Consider the following 24,190-nt stretch of genomic DNA (forward strand, 5'->3'; position numbering starts at 1 on the left):
TCAGCAAGGCAGCAATCCTTGGACAAAGGTGCAACACCAGCCGACGCCGGATCCCCTATCCACGCGGGATCCCCGATCCACCCCGGATCATTTGTCGTCACCAACCGCTCCGTGCTCGCCATCGCCGTGCCGATGACGCTTGCCTATCTGACGACGCCGATGCTCGGCCTGGTCGACACGGCTGTCGTCGGCCAGTTCGGCGATGCCGCCCTGCTTGGCGGCCTGGCGGCCGGCGCATTGATCTTCGACGTCGTCTTCACCTCTTTCAATTTCCTGCGCTCGGGCACCACCGGCCTTGTCGCACAGGCGTTTGGGCGTGGCGATGCCCTGGAGGAACAGGCGGTGTTCTGGCGCGCCGTGCTGATCGCGGTTATCGCCGGCATAGTGCTCGCTGCCCTTGCGCCGCTGGTCGCCATCGTCGGGCAAAAGTTCATGGGCGCCGAACCGCGCGTCAGCGAGGCGATGGGCGTCTACATCAGGATCAGGCTGCTCGCGGCACCGTTCTCGCTGATCAACTACGCCATCCTCGGCTATGTGCTGGGGCGCGGCGAGGGCGGGCTCGGGCTGATGCTGCAATTGGTACTGAACGGCATCAACATCGCGCTCTGCTTCCTGCTTGGGTTGGAACTTGGCTGGGGTGTCGCCGGCGTTGCCTGGGCGACCGTCACCGGTGAGTTCCTGGCCATGCTGCTCGGCTTGGCGATCGTCATCCGCCGGTTCCGGGCCGCCCCATCCTTGCCGCGTCACCGCCTGCTCGACATGGCCGCCTTCCTGCGCATGATGTCGCTCAACCGCGACATCATGATCCGCTCGTTCTCGCTGCTCGCCGCCTTCGCATTGTTCACCCGCCAGGGCGCGCAGTTCGGCACGGTGACGCTGGCCGCCAACGCCGTGCTGATGAACTTCTTCCTCGTCGCCGGCTATTTCCTCGATGGCTTTGCCACCGCCGCCGAACAGCTGGCGGGCCGTGCCGTCGGCGCACGTGCCGCCGCACCGTTCCGCCAGGCCGTGCGGCTGACGCTGTTCTGGGGTTTCGGACTGGCGGGAGCCGCGACGCTGGTAATGCTGTCTGGGGGCGCCAATCTGGTCGCTCTCGTGACGACATCGGAGGACGTCCGTTCGGTGGCCGACATCTACCTGCCGTGGGCGGCATTCACGGCGCTGAGCGGTGTGCTGGCGTTCCAGATGGATGGCGTCTTCATCGGCGCGACCTGGTCCCGCGACATGCGCAACATGATGCTGCTGTCGTTCCTGGTTTTCGCGGCCGCGCTGCTGACCCTCGCGCCCGCCTTCGGCAACAATGGACTGTGGGCGGCGCTGCACGTCTTCCTGCTGGTGCGAGGCTTCAGCCTGCTGACGATCCTGCGGCTCAGGGTACGGACGGCGTTTTAGACGATGTCCCCCGGAAGGCCCTGCGCCGTCCAGGCACCGAACGACACCTGTTCGCGATAGGAATTTTTTCTTGACTCGGTGACCTCAGCTATGGTACATATTTGTTTATGGTGCTGATTTGCGCCAGTGACCCGCCGCACAGGCGGGTTTTTCGTTTGATGCTCCGTCAGCCAACGCGCCGAANTTGTTTATGGTGCTGATTTGCGCCAGTGACCCGCCGCACAGGCGGGTTTTTCGTTTGATGCTCCGTCAGCCAACGCCCCGGCGAGACTCCGAAGGAACCCGGTGCCAATGCTGTGCGGTCGGATGCACTTGCACTTCCAGTCGATTTCCAACAGACTTGATGCACCAATTGTTCCAGGGCGAGCTTATGCGAAGCTACCTGCCATATGTCTTGGGCGCGGCGCTGGGATTGCTCGCTGCGTTCATTCTCTCCGCGGTTTCTGGCATCGGCGGAACCGCGCAGTTGCTTCTCTTCGGCGTGTTGCCTGCCATCGGCGGCACCATCTGCGAGCGGGCCGTCAGTCGCAATCTACGCTCCTGAGAGCGGTTCAGAGTTGCCTGGACGCCCACAAGTCGAGGCGGCTGTCGCGCAACTCGCAAATCGACTTCAACCGTTCCTTTTCGACGAAACGGATCATTCCGGAAAGAACGCGGGCTGGTAGCGAGGGCCCGGCATAGATCATGCCGGTGTAGAGCTGCACCAGATCAGCGCCCGCACGGATCTTGTCCAGCGCCGTATCGGCGGAATCGACGCCGCCGACGCCGATGATGGCAAGCTCCGGCCCGAGTAATTTGCGCATCTTCGCCAGCACGATGGTCGAACGCTCGAAGAGCGGCTTGCCGGAGAGTCCCCCGGTCTCGCGCGCGGTGTCGCCGCTACGCAGCGGCGGTCGGGAGATGGTGGTGTTGGAGACGATGACGCCGTCGATCCGCTTCTCGGTGACCTCGGCGGCGATGTCCTCCAGTTCGGCCTCGACCAGATCCGGCGCGATCTTCAGGAACACCGGCGGCTGCGCCGTTCCCGTGGCGCGCGCGGCCATGACCCGCGACAAGAGCTCGCCGAGCTGCTCGCGCGCTTGCATGTTGCGCAGGCCCGGCGTGTTGGGCGAGGAGATGTTGACGGTGAGATAGCTGGCGTATTGCGCAAACTGGGCGACACCGCGCTCATAGTCACTGACGCGGTCGCTGCTGTCCTTGTTGGCGCCGATGTTGACGCCGACGATGCCGGAGCGGCCCTTACGCGCGGCAAGGCGCTTTTCGGCCGCTGCATGGCCTTCATTGTTGAAGCCCAGCCGGTTGATCACCGCATCGTCGGCCGTCAGCCGGAAGATACGCGGCTTCGGGTTGCCGACCTGCGGCAGCGGCGTGATCGTGCCGACCTCGGCGAAACCGAAGCCGAGGCCAAGCAGCGCGTCGGGCACCTCGGCGTTCTTGTCATAGCCGGCCGCCATGCCGAGCGGATTGGGGAAATCGAGGCCGCAGACGCTGACCTTCAGCCTGTCGTCGCGGACCGCCGGCGCACCAACCGGAACGCCGCATCGCAAGGCGGCGATTGACAGGCCATGCGCCGTTTCCGGATCGAAGGCGAACAGCAGCTTCTGGCCGAGCCGGTCGAGCACGCTCATTGCCCCTCCAGTGCCGGGAACTGGTGCACACCATCGGCGCCAAGCGGCAGTGGTCGGACCCACAGCACTGCTTTCAGGTCCAGAACGTCGTAGAGATGCGGAAACAGTTCGCCGCCGCGCGAGACCTCGTATCTCAGCGCAGTGCCCAGGCCGGCGCCGTCGACGGCGACCAGCAAAAGGTCTGTCTGGCCGGCAAAGTGCTTTGTCGCCGTTTCCCTGACCTGTGCTGCCGTGGAGAAGTGGATGAAGCCGTCGGCGACATCGATCGGCGCGCCGGTGAAGCGGCCATGCGTTTCGGCCTCGCGCCATGGCGCTTGCGGGGTTATCTTGTAGATAATCTGAGACATGGTTGCGCTATAGAGCAGTTCCAGGAAAAGTGTGAAACGGTTTTCCCGGGGAAAGCGCATAGCGCTTTCCCTTGGGAATTGCGTCAAGAAGATTCCGAACCAGCCATTCGGGAAAGGCCATGCCAAGGGTCTTCCCCATTTCCGGCGCAAACATGCGATATCTGAGGCCTTGGCCATGGAGGACAACATGCGTCTGCAGCACATCTTGATCCCCGCCGCGCTCGTTTCGCTGATCGCGGCTTCAGCTTACTCGGAAGAAACCGACCGCTACCGGCTGGAAAAGTCCGATAACGGCTTTGTCCGTATCGATACGCAGACCGGCGCCATGTCGATTTGCGAGGAGCGTTCGGGCCAGCTCGTCTGCAAGATGGCGGCCGACGAACGCGCTGCTTTCCAGGACGAGGTCGACCGCCTGCAAACCTCGATGAAGGCGATGGACGAGCGCGTCACCAAGCTCGAGAATTCGCTCTCCGCCCGCCTCGAATCGAAACTGCCGAGCGAGGAGGATTTCAACAAGACGATGGGCTACATGGAGCGCTTCCTTCGCGGCTTCATGGGCATCGTCAGGGATATGGACAAGGACAACGGCGCCCAGCCCAATTCGCAGAAGACCTGAGCGCTTCAACCAAGGGAAAACGCGGGGCGCTGGCTTTGCCGCTTGAAAACAGCGCGCCGCCCCGCATAATCGCCCACTGATCCCGAAAAAGCTAAACCCATAGGGGATTCGGGGAGGGACATTTGCCGGCAGGCTATTCTTTCGTCATCGCCGACGATCACCCGCTGTTTCGCGGTGCGCTGCGCGAAGCGCTCGCCGGCATCGGCAACGTCGCCGCCATCCACGAAGCCGGCGATTTCGAGAGCGCCAAGGCGCTGGTCGTGGCCAACGAGGACGTCGATCTGGTGCTGCTCGACCTGTCGATGCCGGGCGCCAGCGGGCTCTCCGGCCTGGTCTCGCTGCGCGGCATCCATCCGGCGGTGCCGCTGGTCGTGGTGTCGGCCCACGACGATCCGGCGACCATCAGGCGGGCGCTCGACCTCGGCGCTTCCGGCTTTATCTCCAAATCGGCCAGCATGGAAGAGATCCGCAGCGCCGTGCAATCGGTGCTTGCCGGCGACATCGCAGCACCAGCCGGCGTCGATCTCGGCATCGAGCGCGATCCCGAAATATCGGACCTTATCAAGCGGCTGCAGGCTTTGACGCCGCAGCAGACACGGGTGCTGGGCATGCTGGCCGAGGGCCTGCTCAACAAGCAGATCGCCTATGAACTCGGCGTATCGGAGGCCACCATCAAGGCGCATGTCTCCGCCATCCTGCAGAAGCTCGGCGTCGACAGCCGCACGCAGGCGGTGATCCTTCTGTCCAAGATCGGCAGCGACCCGCTGCAGCCGGCGGGTTGATCGCCAGGGCGCCTGTTCAATCAGAATAGTGTTCAATCAGAGCACTGAACCTCCGTCCGCCGCATCGGCCGGGCGTTGAAGCTTGCGAAACTGATGGCGGCCATGATCCAGACGCCGATCCCGCCATAGAGCATGACCCAGCCAAAGCCGTTGCGCAGCGCATCCTGGGCGACGGTCCCGGCGAGCCCGGAGATGGGATTTCCAGCAGCGATAGCTTCGGCGAGAAGACGCAATTGGGCAGCGTCGAGGTCGGGCAGCGCATGCCTCAGATGCGCCAGCACACCGCTGGCCAGGATGAAGCCCATCACCGCGATGTTTACCGCCAGCGAAACCATGCGGGCGCTCATGTCGATGCCGGAGGCCATGCCGGCGCGGTCGCTCGAAACGGAACCCGTCGTCGTGTTGGTGACAGGTGTGTTGGTTATTCCCAGACCCATCCCCGCGATCAGGCAGCCGGGCAGCATCGTCAGCCAATCCGGCTGCGCGGCGGCGCTGCCGAACTTCATCAGGATGAACCCGACGCCGATGATGACGAGGCCCGCCGGAATGATGATGCCGGGCCGATAACGCAGCGAAAAGCGCTCTGCCAAGGGCGGCAGCACAAGCGTCGGCAGCGTGTAGGCAAGCAGGGCAAGGCCGGTGGAGACGGTGTCATAGCCGAGCCCGGCGTGGAACCAGATCGGCAGGTAGATCATGAAAGGCCAATAGCTGAGGTTCATCGCCGCCGAGCCGACGATGGCGCCGGAAAAGGGTCGGATCCGGAAGACCGAGAAGTCGAACATCGGCCGCTGGCTGACCTTCTCGGCAATGAGGAAGGCGATGAAGCTCACTATCGAGATGCCGAGGATCGCCAGCGCGGTTGGGCTGGAGAAACCCAGATCCGGCCCCTGGATGATGTAGAAGACGAGACAGAAGACCGACGGTGACAGCGTCAGGATGCCCGCTATGTCGAGCTTGCCCGCCTGCGGGTCCTTCGATTCGTGGACGCCCATCAGAGCGAGGGCGAATGCCAGCGCAGCAACCGGCACGTGGACAAGAAATACCCATTGCCAGCTCGAGACCGCGACGATGCCGCCGCCGATGATGGGGCCGAAGCCGAGGCCGATGCCGAAGATGACGCCCCACCAGCCCCATGCGACGGCGCGTTCGCGCCCTTCCCGGAATTCATGAGACAGCACGGCAAGCTGGCAGATCAGCATCGCACCGCCGCTCAGGCCCTGCAGAAACCGGGCGACAATGAGCGTGGAGACGCTTTCGGCGACGCCGCAAATCAGTGATGTCAGGCCGAAGGCGGCGATGGCGACCAGAAAGACACGCTTGCGCCCGTAACGATCGGCGATCGTGCCGACCGCCATCAGCACCGTCGTGACCGCGATCGTATAGGCGTTCATCACCCATTGCAGTTGCTTGAAGTCGGCATGCAGCACCTGCTCCAGTGTCGGCAGGATCGTGGGAACGCTTGAAATCTCCAGACCGAACATCAGGCACGCCAGGCAGGCGGCAAACAGAACGATGATGCCGCGGCGGGTCAGGGCAGTGGGCATGGTTCAACCTTTCGAACGTATTTGTCGGCAATCGGCGAATCCATTGCAGCTCGCCCGGCGCGCGTATGGCCCATGGTAGGCGAGGCTTGATCATTTTAGAATTGCATGGTTGGCTATTTCAGAGACAACAAGTGCGGATAGCTGACATGACGCTGGACGTAGACGCTGTGAAAACATTCGTCGCCATCGCCGATCTTCAGAGCTTTACGCGGGCGGCCGAGGCTCTTGGCAGCACGCAAGGAGCAATCAGCGTGAAGCTGAAGCGGCTGGAAGAGCGCGTCGGCCAGAAATTGATCGAGCGCACGCCTCGGCTGGTGCGCTTGTCGGCGCAGGGCGCGGTGTTTCTCCAGCCCGCACGCGACTTCCTCGCGGCACACGATCGCGCCATTGCCAGCCTGTCTTCGGTGCGCCGCCGCTTCACACTGGGCATCGCCACCCATGTCGGAGGCGCGGAAGTCCCGACATTGCTGGCGCGGCTCAACGCGCATGACCCGGCGCTCACCATCGAAGTGCGGCTCGATGATTCACACGACCTGCTGGACGCTTTCGATCGCGGTGAGATCGACGCGGCGATCATCCGCCGGGAGGACGACCGGCGCGATGGTGAAGTGCTGGCGCCCGAACATTTCGGCTGGTACGCCGCGCCCGACTTCATCCACCGGGCCGACGAGCCGCTGCGCCTGGCGGCATCCTCGCCATCCTGCGGTATCCGCAACATCACGACCCGCGCGCTCGACGCTGTCGGAATACCGTGGACGGAGGTGTTCCTCGGCTGCGGCTCCTTCGCCGTCGCGGAGGCCGTCTCGGCCGGCCTCGCAGCCTCGGTATTTTCCTGCCGGCTTGCCCCATCCGGCACCATCGAGGTCAGCCGGAAATTCGGGCTTCCGGCGCTGCCGCCTTCCGAGATCGTGCTGCTTTCGACGCTGACGGACGCCAAGTCCCGCGAGGCGCTGAGGACGCTTGCAATGGCCTTTCGCGAGCATCGTCCGCCTGTGGCGGGCAATGCCGGACGGCCCCGGTTCCGCAGTTCCCAGATGGTCGACGGCCTGGCCTAGAGCAATTCTAGGAAAAGTGTGAAGCGGTTTTCCGTCTAGAATTGCGTTAAAACAAAGAGTTAGAGCAGAACGCCGTTTCCGTGAAACGGTGAAATGCTCTAGGACGCCACCCTCGGACACCAGGGCTGAGACCGGGCGCCTTTGATGCTATTCGGCCGCCGGTGCCAGCGGCCTGACCCTGGCCATCATCGAGCGCAGTACCGCTGGTTTGAGCGGTTTGTTGATCACCGCAATCTCGAGCCCGCCGGCGGCCGTGCGCACCTCGTTGGAGCGGTCGGCTGTGACCAGCACGGCCGGCAGGTTGTCGCCATGGATCGCGCGCAGCCTGACGACGAGTTCGAGACCGGTTTCGCCGTCGAGATGGTAGTCGGCAAGAACGATGTCCGGGCGGTGTATCTTCGCGGTCTCCAGATCCTTTGAACCGGCCACGGTGTCGACGTTGCAACCCCAGCCTTCGAGCAGGAGCCGCATGCCTTCGAGGATGCGGGCGTCGTTGTCGATGCACAGCACGTGCAGCCCGGCCAGCGAAGCCGTCGCGCGGGCAGGAGCCCTGGTTTCGATCTCGCGCCGCGGCTCCTGCACGGCCGCCACGGGCAGGATGACGGAGAAGCGCGTGCCCTTGCCAGGGGTGGAAAAGATCCGGATCTCCAGGCGCAGCACCCGGGCGATGCGGTCGACGATGGAGAGGCCGAGACCGAGGCCTTCGGCCTCGCGCGCGCCCTCGTCGAGCCGGGTGAATTCGCGAAAGACGGTGTTCAGCTTGTCGCCGGCGATGCCGATGCCGGTGTCGATCACTTGGATCTCGGCCAGTTCGCCGCGCCGCCTGACGCCAACCAGCACGCGGCCGTGGCGCGTGTATTTGATGGCGTTGGAAACGAGGTTCTGGATCAGGCGGCGCAGCAGATTGCGATCCGTCGTCACTGTCAGCGATGACGGCATGATGGTCAGCGCGAGCTTCTTTTCGGCGGCGAGCGGCCGGAAGTCGTTGCCGATCTGGCGCAGCAATCCGTCGAGGTTGAAGGCGGTATCGTCCGGCTTCATTGCGCCGGCATCGAGGCGGGAGATGTCGAGCACGGCGCCGAGAATCGTCTCGACCGATTCCAGCGAGGATTCGATGTTGACGGCCGCCTTGCCGGCAGGCCCCTTGCCGGCCTTCTCGATCAGCGAGGAGCAATAGAGCCGGGCGGCGTTCAGCGGCTGCAGGATGTCGTGGCCGGCGGCGGCGAGGAAGCGCGTCTTGCCGAGATTGGCCTCCTCGGCCAGCATCTGCGCCTGCGCCAGCTCCTCATTGACCCGGGTCAGTTCGATGGTGCGGGTCTTGACGCGCTGTTCCAGCGATTCATTGGCACGCTTCAGCGCCAGATCCTGTTCCACGCGCCCGGAAATGTCGGCATAGGTGGCGACGATGCCGCCGTCCGGCATCGGGTTGGAGCGCAGTTCCAGGATGCGGCCCGAGGTTTTCAGCTCCATCTGCCATGGGCTGACGAAACTGGTCAGCCGGTTGAGCATGGCCACACGCTGATCGGCGGGGATGTCGCCGCGTTCGGCGAGATGGCGCAGGATGCGGTCGAGCGAGACGCCGACCTGGCCCATCTCGTCGGGCAGGTCGAACAACGCCCGATATTGGCGGTTCCAGCAGATCAGGCGGAAATCGCGATCGAAGACGGTGATGCCCTGTTCCATCTGGTCGAGCGCGATCTGCAACAGGTCGCGGTTGTGCTGCAGCGCCTCGGTGGCGTCGTCGAGCAAGCGGAAAGCATCCCTGGATTCGCGGTCGTGGCGGCGAAACAGCAGCGACAGGATCAGGCGTGCCGAGGAGGAGCCGACGGCGCTGGCCAGCAATTGCTCGGAAAAGCGGATGACGTCCATGCTCGCCTGCTCGTTGCCGTGCAGCGAGGCTCCGTTGGTCTTTTCGAACGACTGGAAAGAGCGCTCGGTGCGCTCGACGCCGAGATAGCGCCCGATCGTATCCTTGAGGTCGTTGACGGTGATGGCGGTGCGGAAGCGGCGCAGGCTGGGCATCGGGCCGGCATCGCGCGGCACGAAGATCGACGCCTGGATGCGCTCCAGCGGCACCGACGCGCGCGAGAGCGAGCCCAGCACGAAGAACACCGCGTTGATCGACAGGCTCCACAGCACGCCGTGGTTCAGCGGTTCGGCGACGGTGCCGAACAGGGCCTGTGGCCGCAGCGCCTCGAAGCCGAACAGCCCGTGCACGATGATGCCGGTATCGGGTGCCGCAAGCGACGGAAACAGCAGCGTGTAACCCCAGACGAGGATGCCGGCGACCATGCCAAGTGCCGCACCCCGACCATTGGCGCCGCGCCAGATCAGCCCGCCGATCAGCGCCGGCGCGAACTGGGCGATGGCCGCGAACGACATCAGGCCGATCGACGACAGCCGCGCGCTGTCGGTGCTCTCGCGATAATAAAGGAAGGCGATGAACAAGAGGATGAAGATCGCCCCGCGCCGCACATTGAGGATGAGCGTCGACCAGTCCTCGGTCTCGGAGGTCGAGGTCTTGAGCAGACGGCGCACGAACAATGGAATGACGAGGTCGTTGGAGATCATGATCGACAGCGCCACGCTTTCGACGATCACCATCGCCGTCGCCGCCGACAGGCCGCCGATGAAAGCCGCCATCGCCAGCACATCATGACCGCTGAACAGGGGCAGCGACAGCACGTAGAGATCGCTGCTGGTCCCGGTGCCGACCAGCGAAAGGCCGGCGAAGGCGATCGGCAGTACGAACAGGTTGATCGCCACGAGGTAGAGCGGAAACACCCATGTCGCGGTGCGCAGTTCGGCCTCGCCGCGGTTCTCGACGATGGTGACGTAGAACTGCCGCGGCAGCATGATGATGGCAAAACCGCTGAGGCACGTCAGCACCAGCCAGGTGGCGAGCGAGGTGTTGTAGCTCATCGCCTGTCGGACCTGCGCGTTCTCAGCGAGCTTGTCGAACATGTCGCCCGGGCCGCCGAAGATCAGGAAGGTGACCATCAGGCCGATCGCCAGGAAGGCGGCGAGCTTGACCACGGTTTCGACCGCCACCGCCAGCACCAGCCCATCCTGGTGTTCGGTGGCGTCGGCGTGACGGGTTCCAAACAGCACCGCGAACAGCGCCAGGAGCATGGCGACGACCAGAGAGATGTCGCTGACGAAGGGATCGAACGAAGGCGGCGATCCCGTATAGTGCTCGACCATCAGGCTGACCGAACCGGAGATCGCCTTCAACTGCAGTGCGATATAGGGCACCGCGCCGATGGTGGCGATCAGCGTGGCGATCGCCGCGACGGTGAAACTCTTGCCGTAGCGCGCGCCGAGGAAATCCGCGATCGAGGTGATCTTCTCGGTCTTGGCCAGCCGCACGATGCGGTTGAGCAGCGGGAAGCCGAACACGAAGACGAGCACCGGGCCCGTATAGATGCCGAGGAATTCGAGGCCGCGTTCGGAAGAAAGACCGACCGAGCCGAAGAAAGTCCAGGACGTACAGTAGATCGCGAGGCTAAGCGCGTAGATGAAAGGCCGCCCCCGGCTCGGCTCGGAGATGGCCGAGCGGCGGTCGCCGATGCTGGCGATGGCAAACAGCAGCGTCACATAGGCGATCGCGATGATGACGATGAACAAGCCCTGCACGCTTGGACTTTCCTCCTCTGCCGTCTTTCTATCCGGCTTGCCCGGACGCAATCACAGCTTGGCGTCCGAGTCCATTGCGGCTTTGGAAGCATGATCGCGACCGCGATATTCAGACAGTACAAGCAAGGTGCCGTCAGGTAAGAAGAAAGCGGTTGTTTTCTCCCTTTTATCGATGTTGCAACCGGAGGTTTTTGTTATGTTGCCTCAGGTCGATGCCGCAAGGACGGAAACGGCAGCTTGGCCAGTCACGACAAGGAGGGTCGAATGCTGAAAGAATTCCAGGAATTCATTTCCAAGGGCAATGTGATGGACCTTGCGGTCGGCGTCATCATCGGCGCGGCCTTCGGCAAGATCGTCGATTCCCTTGTCAACGACATCATCATGCCGATCGTCGGTGCGATTTTCGGCGGATTGGACTTCAACAACTATTTCTTCGGATTGTCCTCAGCCGTCAACGCGACCTCGCTGGCCGATGCCAAGAAGCAGGGCGCGGTCTTTGCCTATGGCAGCTTCATCACCGTGGCGCTGAACTTCCTCATTCTCGCGTTCATCATCTTCCTGATGGTCAAGGCGGTGAACAACATGCGCAGGCGGCTTGAGCGCGAGAAGCCCGCTGCTCCGGCCGCTCCGCCGCCCGCCGATGTCGCTCTGCTCACCGAAATTCGCGATCTGCTCGCCAGGCGCTGACCACGGGCAGCATTTGCTGGACCAAAACCCCGGTCGTTCGCGGCCGGGGTTTTCTGTTTTCGCATCTGGTAAGGACCGCAGACGAAAACCGCAGACCAAAACGGACCCGCCCATGACCCTGATCGACAGCTTGCGCACCGAGGCCCGTGCGGCACCCGAAAGCGGCATTGTCGCCGTCGTCAACTACGGCCGCCTGCGCGAAGGCATGATTCCGCTCTGGGCCGGCGAGGGCGACCTGCCGACGCCGGCCTTCATCACTGATGCCGCGTCGAAGGCGCTGGCCGGCGGGGAGACATTCTACACCTGGCAAAGGGGCATCCCCGATCTCAGGCAGGCGCTCTCCCGCTACTATGCCAAGCATTTCGGCAAGACCTTCCCGGAGGAAGAATTCATCGTCACCGGCTCCGGCATGCATGCCATCCAGCTGGCGCTCGACGCGCTCGCCGGCGCGGGCGACGAGGTGGTTTATCTGTCGCCGGCCTGGCCGAATTTCGATGCTGCAGCAGCGATAGCGGGAGCCGTTCCGGTCGCGGTCACGCTCGATAATTCCGGCAATGGCTGGTCCTGCGACGTCGAGAAGATCGCGGCTTCGATTACGCCGCGCACAAAGGCGCTGTTCATCAACACGCCGTCGAATCCGACCGGCTGGACCGCCGATCATGAGACCTTGCAGGCCATCCTCGATCTGGCGCGCGCGAAAAACCTCTGGATCATCGCGGACGAGATCTATTCGCTTTTCCACTATGGCCACGGCCGCGCGCCGTCCTTCCTCGACATCGCGTCGGCGGAAGACCGCATCCTCTATGTCAACTCCTTCTCCAAGAACTGGGCGATGACCGGCTGGCGCGTCGGCTGGATCAAGACGCATCCGAGCTTGCAGCAGGTGTTCGAGAACCTGATCCAGTATTCGAACTCCGGCGTCGCCCAGTTCATGCAGCGCGGCGCGGCCGCCGCGCTTGACGGGGGCGATGCCTTCGTTGCCGAACAGGTGGAGCGGGCGCGCAAGGCGCGTGACCTTGTCTGCGGCATCCTCGGTGCCACGGATCGTGCTCGGTTCACCGTGCCGCAGGGCGCGTTCTATCTGTTTTTCACTGTCGACGGCATCACCGATTCACGCACCGCTGCCTTCGACATTGTCGACAAGGCCAATGTCGGCCTGGCGCCAGGCACCGCTTTCGGCCCCGGCGGCGAGGCGTTTTTGCGGTTGTGTTTCCACCGCCGCCTCGACCAGATCGAGGAAGCGGCGCACCGGCTGGCAAATTGGATGAAGGCTATTTGAGCCGCCGACGAAGCGCGGATTGAAAATCGCTCCGGCGAGCCAGATAGCCGCCGGAGCCGAGTTTCAAACGGCTTCAGCCGCCCGACTTGGGCACCAGCAGGGGAATGATGCGGTCGCTCTTGGCCACCGAAGGCCGCCCGGCGGAGCCATAGGGGATGCCGAGCGCATCCCAGGTCTCGACCAGCGCATCCTGCAATTCGGCAATCAGCGCATCGGAATGGAACGGCGTCGGCGTGATGCGCAGCCGCTCGGTGCCGCGCGGCACGGTCGGGTAGTTGATCGGCTGGATGTAGATGCCGTGCACGCCGAGCAGGCGGTCGCTGGCCATCTTGCAGGCCTCGGGATCGCCGACCAGGACCGGCACGATATGGGTCGGCGAGTCCATCACCGGCAGGCCGGCGGCCGACAGGATCTGCTTGGTTCGGCTCGCCTGCTGCTGCTGGGCGTCGCGCTCGGCCTGCGAGCGCTTGAGATGGCGGATCGACGCGGTCGCGGCGGCCGCGATCGCCGGCGGCAGTGCCGTGGTGAAGATGAAGCCCGGCGCATAGGAACGCACGGCGTCGATCACGGCGCTGGTGCCGGTGATGTAGCCGCCCAGCGTGCCGAATGCCTTGGCCAGCGTGCCTTCGATGATGTCGATGCGGTCGGCCAGGCCTTCGCGCTCGGTGATGCCGCCGCCGCGCGGCCCGTACATGCCGACGGCATGGACCTCGTCGATATAGGTCATGGCGTTGTAGCGCTCGGCGAGCTCGACGATCTCTCTGATCGGCGCGATGTCGCCATCCATCGAATAGACGCTTTCGAAGACGATCAGCTTGGCGCGTTCGCGCCCCGCCGCCTGCAAAAGGCTTTCCAGATGCGCCACGTCGTTGTGGCGGAAGATCTTCTTCTCGGCGCCGGAACGCCGCACGCCTTCGATCATCGAGGCGTGGTTCAATTCGTCCGAGATGATCAGGCAGTTGGGCAAAAGCTTCGCGATGGTCGAGATCGAGGCTTCGTTGGAGACGAAACCGGAGGTGAAGACCAGTGCCGCTTCCTTGTCGTGCAGGTCGGCAAGCTCCACCTCGAGCTCGACCAGCGGGTTCGAGGTGCCGGAAATGTTCCGGGTGCCGCCGGCGCCCGAACCCATCTTGCCTGCCGTGTTCTGGAAAGCGGCGATGACGTCGGGATGCTGGCCCATGCCGAGATAGTCGTTGGAGCACCAGACGGTGATTTCCTCGGCGCGGCCATTGGAACGCCAGATGGCGCGCGGGAACTTGCCCGCGATGCGCTCCAGGTCGGCGAAAACGCGGTAGCGACGCTCGGCATGGAGCTGGTCGATCGCTTCCTCGAAGAACCGCTGATAGTTCATGTCGACTTCCCAATTTTTGCGCGGGATCATAATCATTGGCCTGTTGGTCGTCCACCTGGCCTTTTTGGTCAAAATGCCACGCCCCGGACCTGTTCCTAACGACCACGGATCGTGGCCTATTCCCTTGATGTGGATCAACTTTGTTTCAGGACGATGCCACTGGCCGGCAATGCCGGTTACCACGGGTTCCAATGGTCATGCGGCGGGCTTTCCAGTAGAGCGGGGGTTGAGACAGTTTCCGATAAATCTTGGATAAGCGAGGACGCGGATGACGGTTTTGGTTACAGGCGGCGCCGGTTACATCGGCAGCCATATGGTCTGGGAGCTGCTGGATGCCGGCGAAAGCGTGGTCGTTCTCGACCGTCTTTCCACCGGTTTCGAATGGGCGGTGGCGCCCGAGGCCAAGCTGGTCGTCGGCGATGTCGCCGACCGGGAATTGGTCGGCTCGGTCATCAGGGAGAACAAGGTCGACGCGATCATTCATTTCGCCGGCTCGATCGTGGTTCCGGAATCGGTTGCCGACCCGCTCAGCTACTATGAGAACAACACCTCGAAGACGCGCACGCTGATCGAAACCGCGGTGCGCGAAGGCGTGCCCAATTTCATCTTTTCCTCGACCGCCGCCGTCTATGGCGGAGCCGGCCTGGAGCCGGTGCGCGAGGACGCCCGCCTGTCGCCGGAATCGCCCTATGGCCTGTCCAAGCTGATGAGTGAGTGGATGCTGCGCGACGCGTCGATCGCGCATGGCCTGCGCTATACCGCGCTGCGCTACTTCAACGTCGCCGGCGCCGACCCGAAGGGCCGCACCGGCCAGTCGACGCCGGGCGCCACTCATCTGATCAAGGTTGCCTGCGAGACGGCACTTGGCAAGCGGCCGTTCATGCAGGTGTTCGGCACCGATTATCCGACGCCGGACGGCACCTGCATGCGCGACTACATCCATGTCAGCGACCTGGCGGCGGCGCATCGCCTGGCCCTGCAGCGGCTGCGCGCCGGGGGCACCAGCCTCGTCGCCAATTGCGGCTACAGCCATGGCTATTCGGTGCTAGAGGTCATCGACAGCGTGCGCCGCGCCTTTGGCCGTGATTTCGAGGTGAAGATGGGCGACCGTCGCCCTGGCGACGCCGCGGCGGTGGTCGCCAATTCGGATCTCGCCCGCGCCGAGCTCGGCTGGACCCCGCAACGCGACGATCTCGACCAGATCGTCGCCGACGCGCTCGCCTGGGAGCGCATCCTGACCGGCAAGAACTCCGCGCGCGGCTGAGCCGGGTTCTCCCAAGGGCTCGCAAGGCGGGCAGTGAAGCGCTATTGAAGGCATTCGCGGCAAGGCGCGGAGGCGCCGCGCCGCGAGGAGATCTTGGGGGATGGCATGAAAATAACGGTGCTCGGGGCCGGTGTCGTCGGTACGGCGGCCGCCTATTATCTGGCCAGCGACGGCCATGAGGTGACAGTGATCGAGCGCCATCCGGCGGCGGCACAAGGCACCAGCCAGTCCAATGCCGGCCTGGTGTCACCGGGTGACGCCACCGCCTGGGCCTCGCCGGCGGCTTTGAAGACCTTCCTGCGCGGGCTCTACAACCATGATCTCGGCATCAAGGTCAGGCTGCGCCTCGATCCCTATTTCCTCGCCTGGAGCCTGCGTTTCCTGCGCCAGTGCACGGTGGCGCGCCTGCGCGCCAACACCGACATCAAGCTCAGGCTCGCGCTCTATTCGCGCGACTGCATCAATGCGCTTTCGGAAGCCACCGGCATCCACTACGACGAGCGCAAGAAGGGCATCCTCTATTTCTTCCGCTCGCAAAAGAGCCTCGACACCGGTACCGACAATTACCGTTATCTTGCCAAGCACGGCCTGCCGATCGAAATCGTCGGCCGCGACCGGCTGGTCGAGCTGGAACCAGGCCTTGCCGGCGTCAAGGACAAGATTGCCGGTGGCGTCTATTCGCCAACCGACCAGACCGGAGATTCCAAGCAGTTTGTCGACAGGCTGGCCGCCTATGCTGCCGAGAAGCTCGGCGTCAAATTCCTGTTCGCAACGACAGTCGAAGGCCTCGACATCGAGGGCGATCATGTGCGCGCGGTGATGACGTCGGCCGGCCCGGTCGCTGGCGATGCCGTGGTCATCTCGATGGGACCGGAGAGCGGCCTGCTCGGGCGCCGCTACGGCATCGACCTGCCTGTCTATCCGGTAAAAGGCTATACCGCGACGATTCCCTTGGAGGACGAAAGCAAGGGACCGACCATGGGCGGCGCCGACGAGGACCGGCTGATCGGCTATTCCCGGCTGGGCAACCGCTTGCGGATGTCCTCGACGGCTGAATTCACCGGCTTCGATCGAACTTTCAAGCCCGCCGATTTCAAGACGATCATCAGCACCGGCAAGGATCTTTTCCCGGGTGCCTTCGACGAGAAGAAGGCTGTGTTCTGGGCGGGCCTGCGGCCGATGATGCCCAACTCGGTGCCGGTCATCGGCCAGGCGCGCTACAAGAACCTCTATCTCGACACCGGCCACGGCCATGTCGGCTGGACCATGGCCTGCGGCTCCGGCAAATTCCTTGCCGATCTCGTTGCCGGCCGCAAGCCGGAGATCGACCCGCAAGGGCTGGTTTACGGAGGCTAGAAATGTCGGGGCCGCAAGTCGCCATCGACCTTGGCCGCATCGAGCGCAATGCGCGCACGATCGTCGAGCGTTGCGCGCTGTCGGGCATAAAAGTATTCGGCGTCACCAAGGGCACTTGCGGCATGCCGCAAGTGGCGCGCGCCATGCTGCGCGGCGGTGTCGCCGGCATCGCCGAATCGCGCTTCGAGAACATCCGCCGGCTGCGCGACAGCGGCATCAACGCGCCGATCATGCTGTTGCGCAGCCCGCCGATGGCGCGGGTTGAGGAGGTGGTACGCACCGTCGACATCAGCCTGCAGTCGGAACTCGCCACCATCCGCGAGATTTCGCGCATCGCCGAGCGCATGGGCCGTGTCCACGACATCATGCTGATGATCGATCTCGGCGATCTGCGCGAAGGCATCTGGCCAAATGACCTTATTCCGACGGTCGAGCAGATACTGCAGTTCAAGGGCGTTCGCATTGCCGGCATCGGCACCAATCTCGGCTGTTTCGGCGCCATCATGCCGACGCCGGAAAATCTCGGCCAACTCGTCGCCCATGCCTACAAGACCGAGCGCCTGTCCGGCAGAAGCCTCGACGTGATCTCCGGCGGTGCCTCGTCGTCGCTGCCGCTGCTGCTCGAAGGCAGACTGCCGGCCGGCATCAACAATCTGCGGGTCGGCGAGGCGATCCTGCAAGGCGGCGTCGAGACCTTCCGCGACACGCCGTGGGCGGAGCTCGAACCCGATGCCTGCCGGCTGACCAGCGACATCATCGAGGTCAAGCTCAAGCCGTCACGGCCGATCGGCCAATCCGGCTATGACGCCTTCGGCAACCAGCCGGTCTTCCCCGACGAGGGCGACAGGCTGCGCGCCATCGCCAATATCGGCCGCGAGGACGTGCTGGTCGAGGGGCTGACGCCGATCGCCAAGGGGATACGGGTGCTGGGCGCCTCCAGCGATCATCTGCTGCTCGACGTCGCCGATGCCGATCCGAGGCCCTCCGTCGGCGACCGCGTCGCCTTCCGCATGAGCTATGGCGCCATGCTTTTGGCAATGACTTCGGAATATGTCGAGAAGGCCCCGATGCACGACGTCGAGGATTTTTCCGGTCGCAAGATGGTGCAGATCACGGCCGGGCAGGGAGCTGCCGGCATCCTGGCCCGGGAAGGCACCGGCGCCCGGCTGGAAGCGATGAACTTCGACGTCGTGGAACTCGCCGATGTCGAGAGGCCGCCATCGGGGCTGGTCCGGCTCATCGCAGGCGCAGACCGGCGCATCGCCCACAAGGCGCTGACCGCGACGGCGCGCGCGACACATTCTTTCGGCCTGATCTGGATCGATTCGATCGCCGCCCTGATGCCCGAGGACGAGGACGGCATCGACCTGCCGGAAGGCTCGGTGCTGGCGCGTACTCTCGGCCTCGACCACAAGGCGGGTGCGCTGCAGCCGCAGCTGTCGCCGGAAAATGTCGTCATCGTCGGCTTGCGTCACGCCGATCCGGCCGAAGCGCGGGTGCTGAAGGATTCGCGCGTGTCGGCATTCACCATGACCGATATTGACGCCATGGGCATGCGCGACCTGATGCATGAGGCGATACGCATCGCCACCTCTGGTACGCAAGGCTTTCACGTCAGCTATTCGCCGACCGCGACCGAATTCGCCGGCTGGGCTGCGGGCTCCGGCGGGCTGACCGTGCGCGAGACGCATCAGGCGATGGAGGCGATCGCACTCTCCGGCGGGCTACTGTCGATGGATGTGTCGGGCCTGACGGCGGATCTGGAGCCGCGGATCGGCACCGACGCGGTCAACTTCGTCATGTCGGCTTTCGGCAAGCGGATTCTTTGATCAGCCCTGCACGTCCACTGCCGCGCGCCATGCGCTGGCATAATCAACCCAGGCCGGGTCTACAGGCGGTTCTATTCTTTCGCCCTTGCCGTGCGTCGCCGGCTGATCGGATGCCAGCAGCGCCGCGCCGATGCTGGTGCCGGTGGCGGCCTCGGACGCAACCACGGCGCGCGCCGTGGCTGCCGCCAGCATGCCGACAAAGAGCCGGTTACGGGCAAAGGGGCCTTCGACCGTGGTCGGACCGTCCGCGCCGATCAAGTCGAGGCAGGTCGCCGTCATCAACGCCAGATAGAACGAGATGGCGGCAAAGCGCTGGCCGCTGTTCAGGCCCTCGGCATCAAGCCATATTGCGACATGGTGCGGGAATGGGCCCGAGCCTTGCTGGGTCGACGGCAGCAGCAGCATCTTTCGCCCCAACACGGCGCCGACATCATCTTCAGTCCACTGCTCCGGCTGGTCCTTGGTCAGCACGGAAAACTCGCGGCCGCCCATGAAGCGCGCAGAGGGAACGGGATTGCCGAGTGCGTTGACATTGACCAGCGTGTCGCGCGTGGCATCCAGCGCAATCTGTTTGCCGCCGACCGCCATCGACACCACCCAGGTGCCGGTCGAGACGACGGAGAAAGGTGGTTTGTCGGACAGCAGATGCGGCAGCAGCGAGGCGTTGGAATCATGCAGGCCGCAGAACACCGGTGTTTGCGGATCGAGTCCGGTTCGCGCCGCAACAGTGGGCAGGATCGGGCCGAGACGATCCCTGGCCGGCCGCACCGGCGCCATCAGGCTCCGCCAGTCCAGGCTGTCGACCAACGATGAAAAATCCGCCGTCCATGGGTTCCACAGGTCGGTGTGGCAGCCGAGCGAGGTAACTTCGTTGGCGGCGATGCCGGTCAGGCGCAACGCCCAGTATTGCGGGTACATCAGCATCGCGGCGGCCCTGGCGAATTCGGCCGGGAAGCTTTTCTGCTGCCAGAAGAATTGCGCACCGAGATTGAGGCCGAGCGGCAGGCGCGGCGTGCCGGTCTCGGAAAAGAGCGGGCGGATCGCTTCATAATCCGCTGCCAGCCTGTCAGGGCCATCGAACTCATAGTCGAGCACAGGCAGCACCAGTTCACCCGCCGCGTCGACCAGCACGCCGGTCGCGCCGTGGGTGGTGATCGAAATGGCGTCGATGCGCTGTTCGTGGTTGAGGCCGGCAAGGCTTTCGAGGATGAATGCCCACAAGGCCTCGACATCGTGGTGCGGGTAGGGCGCCTGTCGCACCGGCACATTGGCCATTCGGCGCAGCGCCACCTCGCTCAACGTCGCGAGGTCGACCAGCGCCACCTTGGCGTTGGTCTTGCCGATGTCGATGACGGCGACGTGGCGCATAGCACTCATGCCATGTGGAACATTGTTTCCAGCGGCACGGCCACCGGCTCGTTGTCCGGTCTGGTTTCCATGATGTCGGCCATTTCAGCCCACCAGCGCTGCATCACCGAATGCCTGGGCAATTCGTCCATGCCGTGGTCGTCTCGCCGCCACAGCACACCGAACAGGATATTGGTCTCCTCATCGAGATGAATGGAATAGTCGGAGACGCCGGCCTGCTTCAGCAGCGCGAGCAGCGACGGCCAGATTTCGTCATGGCGCTTCTTGTACTCGGCCTTCATGCCGGGCTTGAGCTTCATCTTGAATGCGTATTTTTCGGCCATCAACGCCCTCCGCGGAGTCGCCGCCAGACGATCGGCAAGGCAATGACGATGATCAGCAGCAGGCCGATGAAGATCGACATGACGATGCCGGGCACGTTGAGCAGGCCAAGCCCGAAGGTCACCAGTCCCATGATGAAGGCTGCAAGCACGACGCCAAGAATGCTGCCGGCGCCACCGAGGATGCTGACGCCGCCGAGCACCACCATGGTGATGACTTCCAGCTCGTAGCCTTGCGCGATCGACGGCCGTGTCGAGCCGAGGCGGGAGGTGATCAGCACCGAGGCGATGCCCGACATCAGCCCGGTCAGGCAGAACAGGATGAACTTGGTGCGGCCGACGCGCACGCCGGAAAATTGCGCAGCGACCGGATTGTTGCCGATGGCGAAGACGCGGCGGCCGAAACTCGTGCGGTGCAGAAGGAACCAGTAGACGACGGCCGCGATCAGGAAGAGCACCAGTTCGAACGACACCACCCACCAGACATAGCCCTGGCCGAAGAAGGCGAAGTTTGAGGGATAGCCCTTGTAGGCCTGGTCGCCGAGGATGATGAAGGCGATGCCGCGAAACAGGCTCATCGTGCCGATGGTGACGACGATGGAGGGCAGGCCGAGCCTTGTCACCAGCAGACCGTTGAAGGCGCCGCAGCCGAGCCCGACGACGATGCCGATCGCCACCAGCACCGGCGTGCCGGCGCCGGCCTGCACCGCCATGCCCATCATGGTCGACGCCAGCGCGATGATGGCGGCCACCGACAGGTCGATCTCGCCCGAAATGATCAGCAACGCCATGGCGAAGGCGATCAGGCCCTTCTCGGTGAAATTGAAGGTCAGATCGGACAGCGAGTAGGGATCGAGGAAATAGGGCGAGGCGAAGCTGTTGATGGCGAAGATGGCGACGGCCACGACGACCAGCAGCGCTTCCCAGGAAAAGATCGCCGAACGAAGCGGCTTGTCGAGCCGGTCGGGAATGTGGCGCGGGGCAGGGATGTCGGTCATGTCCCCGCCTCCACCTTTCTCAGGATGATGCGGCCTTGCTGGCGTTCGCCGCGCGCGTTGAGCACGACGGCCAGAATGATGGCGCTGCCCGAAATCGCCATCTGCCAGAAGGGCGAGATGTTGATGACCGGCAGCGCGTTGGAGATGATGCCGAGGAACAGCGCACCGAGCACCGCGCCGCCGACCGAACCGATGCCGCCGGCGATGGAAATGCCGCCGATGACGCAGGCGGCGATGATGTTGAGCTCATAGCCGTTGGCGACCTCGACCGACGCAATCACATAGCGCGAGATCCAGAGATAGCCTGACAGGCCGCCGATCATGCCGGAGATGCAGAAGACGATGAATTTCGTGCGGCCGACATCGATGCCGGCATAGACGGAAGCCGTCGGGTTGACCCCGATGGCGTAGATCGAGCGGCCGAGCGCGGTGCGCGTCATCAAAACGAAGAACAGCGCGATGACCAGGATGGCGATCCACGACAGCACCGGAATGCCGATGAAGGCTGCGCGCTGAAAGCCGATGAATTCCGGGCTCATCTTGTCGGCATTGACCCAGGCACCGCCGGACAGCACGAAGGTGGCGCCGCGATAGATGGTCAGCGTGCCCAAAGTCACCACGATCGAGGGGATGTTCAGCCGCCAGACCAAAAGGCCGTTGATGGCGCCGAGCACCAGGCCGACGGCCAGCGCAATGACGATCAGCAGCGGGATGGGGATTGCCGGATGCGCGGCGTTCAGCATCGCCACCACCATGCCGGTGAAGCAGAGATTGGACGCCATCGACAGATCGATCGACCGGGTCAGGATGACCACCATCTGGCCCAGCGCTAGGATCATCAGGATCGAGGTGTCGTTGAACACCTGGCGCAGATTGCCGGGGTCGGCAAAGGCCGGGAAGCGCGTCGAGATCAGCCCGATCAGCACGACGATGGCCGCGAGCAGCCAGATTTCACGGTATTTCAAGAAAGCTCTCATGCCGCGATCCCCGCTGCCGTCCTGACCAGCGTCTCGGCGTCCAGCCCCTTGTTGTCGTAGACCGCCGCGACAAGGCCTTCACGCATGACGACGACGCGGTCGGACATGCCGAGGATTTCGGGCAGTTCGGATGACACCATGATCACCGACAGGCCTTGCGCCACCAACTCGGCCATGAAGCCGTGCACGGCGGCCTTCGAGCCGATGTCGATGCCCTTGGTCGGCTCGTCGAGGATGATCACCTTGGGCGACGTCGCCAGCCATTTGGCGATGACGATCTTCTGCTGGTTGCCGCCCGACAGCGTGCCGACGTCCTGGCTGAGCGAGGAGGCCCTGAGGTCGAGCCGCTCGGTGTAGGAGCGGGCGAGCGCGACTTCTTCCGACAATCGCAGCAGGCCGGATTTGGAGGTGCGCTTCAGCGAAGGCAGCGAGACATTNTTCTGCTGGTTGCCGCCCGACAGCGTGCCGACGTCCTGGCTGAGCGAGGAGGCCCTGAGGTCGAGCCGCTCGGTGTAGGAGCGGGCGAGCGAAAACTCCTCCGACAGCCGCAGCAGGCCTGACTTGGATGTGCGCTTGAGCGAAGGCAGCGAGACGTTCTGGAAGATCGGCAGGCCGATCACCACGCCTTGCTTGCCGCGTTCCTCCGGCACGTAGACGATGCCGGCATCGATCGAATCCGCAGCCGATTTCGGCGCGAGCGTCTTGCCTTCCAGCGTGATCGTGCCGGCTGATGTGCGGGTGATGCCAGATATCGCCTGCATCACCTCGCTGCGGCCGGCGCCGACCAGGCCGTAGAAGCCGAGGATCTCGCCCTTGTGCAATTCGAAGCCGATATCGTTGAATTCGGTCGGATGCGACAGGCCGGAAACGGAGAGCACCGGCGCGCCGATCTCGGCCTTGCGCTGCGGGAAGATGTGATCGACCGCGCGGCCAACCATCAGGCGCACGATCTGGCTCTGGCCGGCATCCTTGATCAGGCCTTCGCCGACCATCTCGCCATCGCGGAACACCGTGTAGCGGTCGGCGATACGGTAGATCTCGTCGAACTTGTGGCTGATGAACAGGATCGCCTTGCCGTCGCTCTTGAGGAACTCGATCAGCAAAAAGAGCTCCTCGATCTCCTTCATCGAAAGCGCGGCGGTCGGCTCGTCCATGATGACGATCTGCGCGTCGATCGACATGGCGCGCGCGACGGCGACCAGATGCTTGTTGGCGATGCCGAGGTCCTTCAGGCGCGCATCGGCGTCGATATGGCCGGCATGCATGGTGTCGAGCACTTCGCGCGCATTTTTGCGCATCGTGCGCCAGTCGATGGTGCGCAAACGCGTGCGCGGCGCGTGGCCGAGAAAGATGTTTTCGGCGACCGTCAAATCGTCGAACAGCACGGTTTCCTGATGGATGGCAGTAACGCCATAGCCGACGGCGGCATGCGCGCTGGGCAGGGTGACTGCCTGGCCGTCGATGCTGATGGTACCCTCGTCGGGCTGGTAGATGCCGGTCATGATCTTGACCAGCGTCGACTTGCCGGCGCCGTTTTCGCCGATCAGCGCCGTCACCTGGCCGGGGTAGAGCGACAGGCTGACATTGTGCAGCGCGCGCACGCCGGGAAAGCTCTTGGAGATGCCGGACAGCGTCAGGCGTGGAGCCGAGGCTAGAGGCTGCTCCTTCACCGTGCCGGGTTGGGCTGTCGTGTCCATAGTCGTATCAAGCCCTGAAACAAGGTCCGTTTAAAGTCGCGGCGGGACGTGAGCTCCGCCGCGA

The 24,190-nt window shown here is 64.0% G+C and carries 20 protein-coding genes; 10 read left to right on the forward strand and 10 right to left on the reverse strand.

The genetic code is table 11. From position 1 onward, the window contains the following. Window positions 1-18: 18 nt before the first annotated feature. Window positions 19-1,392 (forward strand): MATE family efflux transporter, encoded by a 1,374-nt coding sequence (locus X735_RS138335; protein ID WP_023813888.1) that lies wholly within the window; start codon window positions 19-21, stop codon window positions 1,390-1,392. A gap of 370 nt (window positions 1,393-1,762) precedes the next feature. Further along, entirely contained in the window at window positions 1,763-1,936 is a 174-nt protein-coding gene (locus tag X735_RS1000000169435) for a hypothetical protein (RefSeq protein WP_023813889.1), read from the forward strand. Between the two features lie 7 nt (window positions 1,937-1,943). On the opposite strand, the gene X735_RS138330 is transcribed toward X735_RS1000000169435, so the two are convergent. Beyond that, entirely contained in the window at window positions 1,944-3,020 is a 1,077-nt protein-coding gene (locus X735_RS138330) for a quinone-dependent dihydroorotate dehydrogenase (protein ID WP_023813890.1), read from the reverse strand. Next, window positions 3,017-3,367 (reverse strand): DUF952 domain-containing protein, encoded by a 351-nt coding sequence (locus X735_RS138325; protein ID WP_023813891.1) that lies wholly within the window; start codon window positions 3,365-3,367, stop codon window positions 3,017-3,019. Before X735_RS138325 ends, X735_RS138330 begins: the two co-directional genes overlap by 4 nt. Before the next feature lie 187 nt (window positions 3,368-3,554). Here X735_RS138325 and X735_RS138320 point away from each other — a divergent pair, with 187 nt between their 5' ends. After that, on the forward strand, window positions 3,555-3,983 hold the full coding sequence (locus X735_RS138320) for a hypothetical protein (RefSeq protein WP_023813892.1): 429 nt from the start codon (window positions 3,555-3,557) through the stop codon (window positions 3,981-3,983). Between the two features lie 122 nt (window positions 3,984-4,105). Next, window positions 4,106-4,765 carry a response regulator transcription factor gene (locus X735_RS138315; RefSeq protein WP_023813893.1) on the forward strand — a complete coding sequence of 220 codons (660 nt, stop codon included), beginning with the start codon at window positions 4,106-4,108 and terminating at the stop codon, window positions 4,763-4,765. Between the two features lie 32 nt (window positions 4,766-4,797). Here X735_RS138315 and X735_RS138310 read toward each other — a convergent pair whose 3' ends face one another. Further along, window positions 4,798-6,309, reverse strand: coding sequence for an MFS transporter (locus X735_RS138310; protein WP_023813894.1), 1,512 nt, complete (start codon window positions 6,307-6,309; stop codon window positions 4,798-4,800). 146 nt (window positions 6,310-6,455) lie between these two features. Here X735_RS138310 and X735_RS138305 point away from each other — a divergent pair, with 146 nt between their 5' ends. Next, window positions 6,456-7,364, forward strand: coding sequence for a LysR substrate-binding domain-containing protein (locus tag X735_RS138305; protein WP_023813895.1), 909 nt, complete (start codon window positions 6,456-6,458; stop codon window positions 7,362-7,364). Window positions 7,365-7,511: 147 nt separating this feature from the next. Here the strand turns inward: X735_RS138305 and X735_RS138300 are convergent, their stop codons facing one another. Continuing rightward, the gene (locus X735_RS138300; RefSeq protein ID WP_023813896.1) at window positions 7,512-11,000 is read right to left on the reverse strand and encodes a PAS domain-containing hybrid sensor histidine kinase/response regulator; all 3,489 of its coding nucleotides are present in this window, start codon (window positions 10,998-11,000) and stop codon (window positions 7,512-7,514) included. A 264-nt stretch (window positions 11,001-11,264) separates the two neighbouring features. On the opposite strand from X735_RS138300, the gene mscL reads away from it, so the two are divergent. Both mscL and X735_RS138290 read left to right on the forward strand, forming a co-directional pair. After that, complete coding sequence (gene mscL / locus X735_RS138295) at window positions 11,265-11,687, forward strand: large conductance mechanosensitive channel protein MscL (protein WP_023813897.1); 423 nt, start codon at window positions 11,265-11,267, stop codon at window positions 11,685-11,687. Between the two features lie 112 nt (window positions 11,688-11,799). Then, window positions 11,800-12,966 (forward strand): pyridoxal phosphate-dependent aminotransferase, encoded by a 1,167-nt coding sequence (locus X735_RS138290; protein ID WP_023813898.1) that lies wholly within the window; start codon window positions 11,800-11,802, stop codon window positions 12,964-12,966. A gap of 73 nt (window positions 12,967-13,039) precedes the next feature. Here X735_RS138290 and hemA read toward each other — a convergent pair whose 3' ends face one another. Further along, window positions 13,040-14,317: a 5-aminolevulinate synthase gene (hemA, locus tag X735_RS138285; RefSeq protein WP_023813899.1), complete on the reverse strand. Its 1,278-nt coding sequence runs from the start codon at window positions 14,315-14,317 to the stop codon at window positions 13,040-13,042. Window positions 14,318-14,585: 268 nt separating this feature from the next. Between hemA and galE the strand changes: the two genes are divergently transcribed. The 3 genes from galE to X735_RS138270 all read left to right on the forward strand — a co-directional run bounded on the left by galE (window position 14,586) and on the right by X735_RS138270 (window position 18,766). Beyond that, complete coding sequence (gene galE / locus X735_RS138280) at window positions 14,586-15,581, forward strand: UDP-glucose 4-epimerase GalE (RefSeq protein WP_023813900.1); 996 nt, start codon at window positions 14,586-14,588, stop codon at window positions 15,579-15,581. A 105-nt stretch (window positions 15,582-15,686) separates the two neighbouring features. Then, window positions 15,687-16,937, forward strand: a complete 1,251-nt coding sequence (locus tag X735_RS138275) for a D-amino acid dehydrogenase (protein WP_023813901.1) — start codon at window positions 15,687-15,689, stop codon at window positions 16,935-16,937. Window positions 16,938-16,939: 2 nt separating this feature from the next. Further along, window positions 16,940-18,766, forward strand: a complete 1,827-nt coding sequence (locus X735_RS138270; RefSeq protein WP_023813902.1) for an alanine racemase — start codon at window positions 16,940-16,942, stop codon at window positions 18,764-18,766. Here the strand turns inward: X735_RS138270 and X735_RS138265 are convergent, their stop codons facing one another. From X735_RS138265 to X735_RS0135200, 5 genes are read right to left on the reverse strand one after another with little or no spacing between them, the layout of a single operon-like run. Then, the gene (locus tag X735_RS138265; protein WP_023813903.1) at window positions 18,767-20,143 is read right to left on the reverse strand and encodes an FGGY-family carbohydrate kinase; all 1,377 of its coding nucleotides are present in this window, start codon (window positions 20,141-20,143) and stop codon (window positions 18,767-18,769) included. Further along, window positions 20,140-20,457, reverse strand: a complete 318-nt coding sequence (gene rhaM, locus X735_RS138260) for an L-rhamnose mutarotase (protein ID WP_023813904.1) — start codon at window positions 20,455-20,457, stop codon at window positions 20,140-20,142. The genes X735_RS138265 and rhaM overlap by 4 nt, the downstream gene beginning before the upstream one ends. Next, window positions 20,457-21,452, reverse strand: coding sequence for an ABC transporter permease (locus X735_RS138255; protein ID WP_023813905.1), 996 nt, complete (start codon window positions 21,450-21,452; stop codon window positions 20,457-20,459). The genes rhaM and X735_RS138255 overlap by 1 nt, the downstream gene beginning before the upstream one ends. Continuing rightward, a complete protein-coding gene (locus tag X735_RS138250; protein WP_023813906.1) occupies window positions 21,449-22,429 on the reverse strand; it encodes an ABC transporter permease in 981 nt (326 codons plus the stop codon). Before X735_RS138250 ends, X735_RS138255 begins: the two co-directional genes overlap by 4 nt. Next, entirely contained in the window at window positions 22,426-24,126 is a 1,701-nt protein-coding gene (locus X735_RS0135200) for a sugar ABC transporter ATP-binding protein (RefSeq protein WP_023813907.1), read from the reverse strand. The genes X735_RS138250 and X735_RS0135200 overlap by 4 nt, the downstream gene beginning before the upstream one ends. Window positions 24,127-24,190 lie beyond the last annotated feature (64 nt).

Source organism: Mesorhizobium sp. L2C084A000, from assembly GCF_000502875.1.
Lineage (GTDB): Bacteria > Pseudomonadota > Alphaproteobacteria > Rhizobiales > Rhizobiaceae > Mesorhizobium.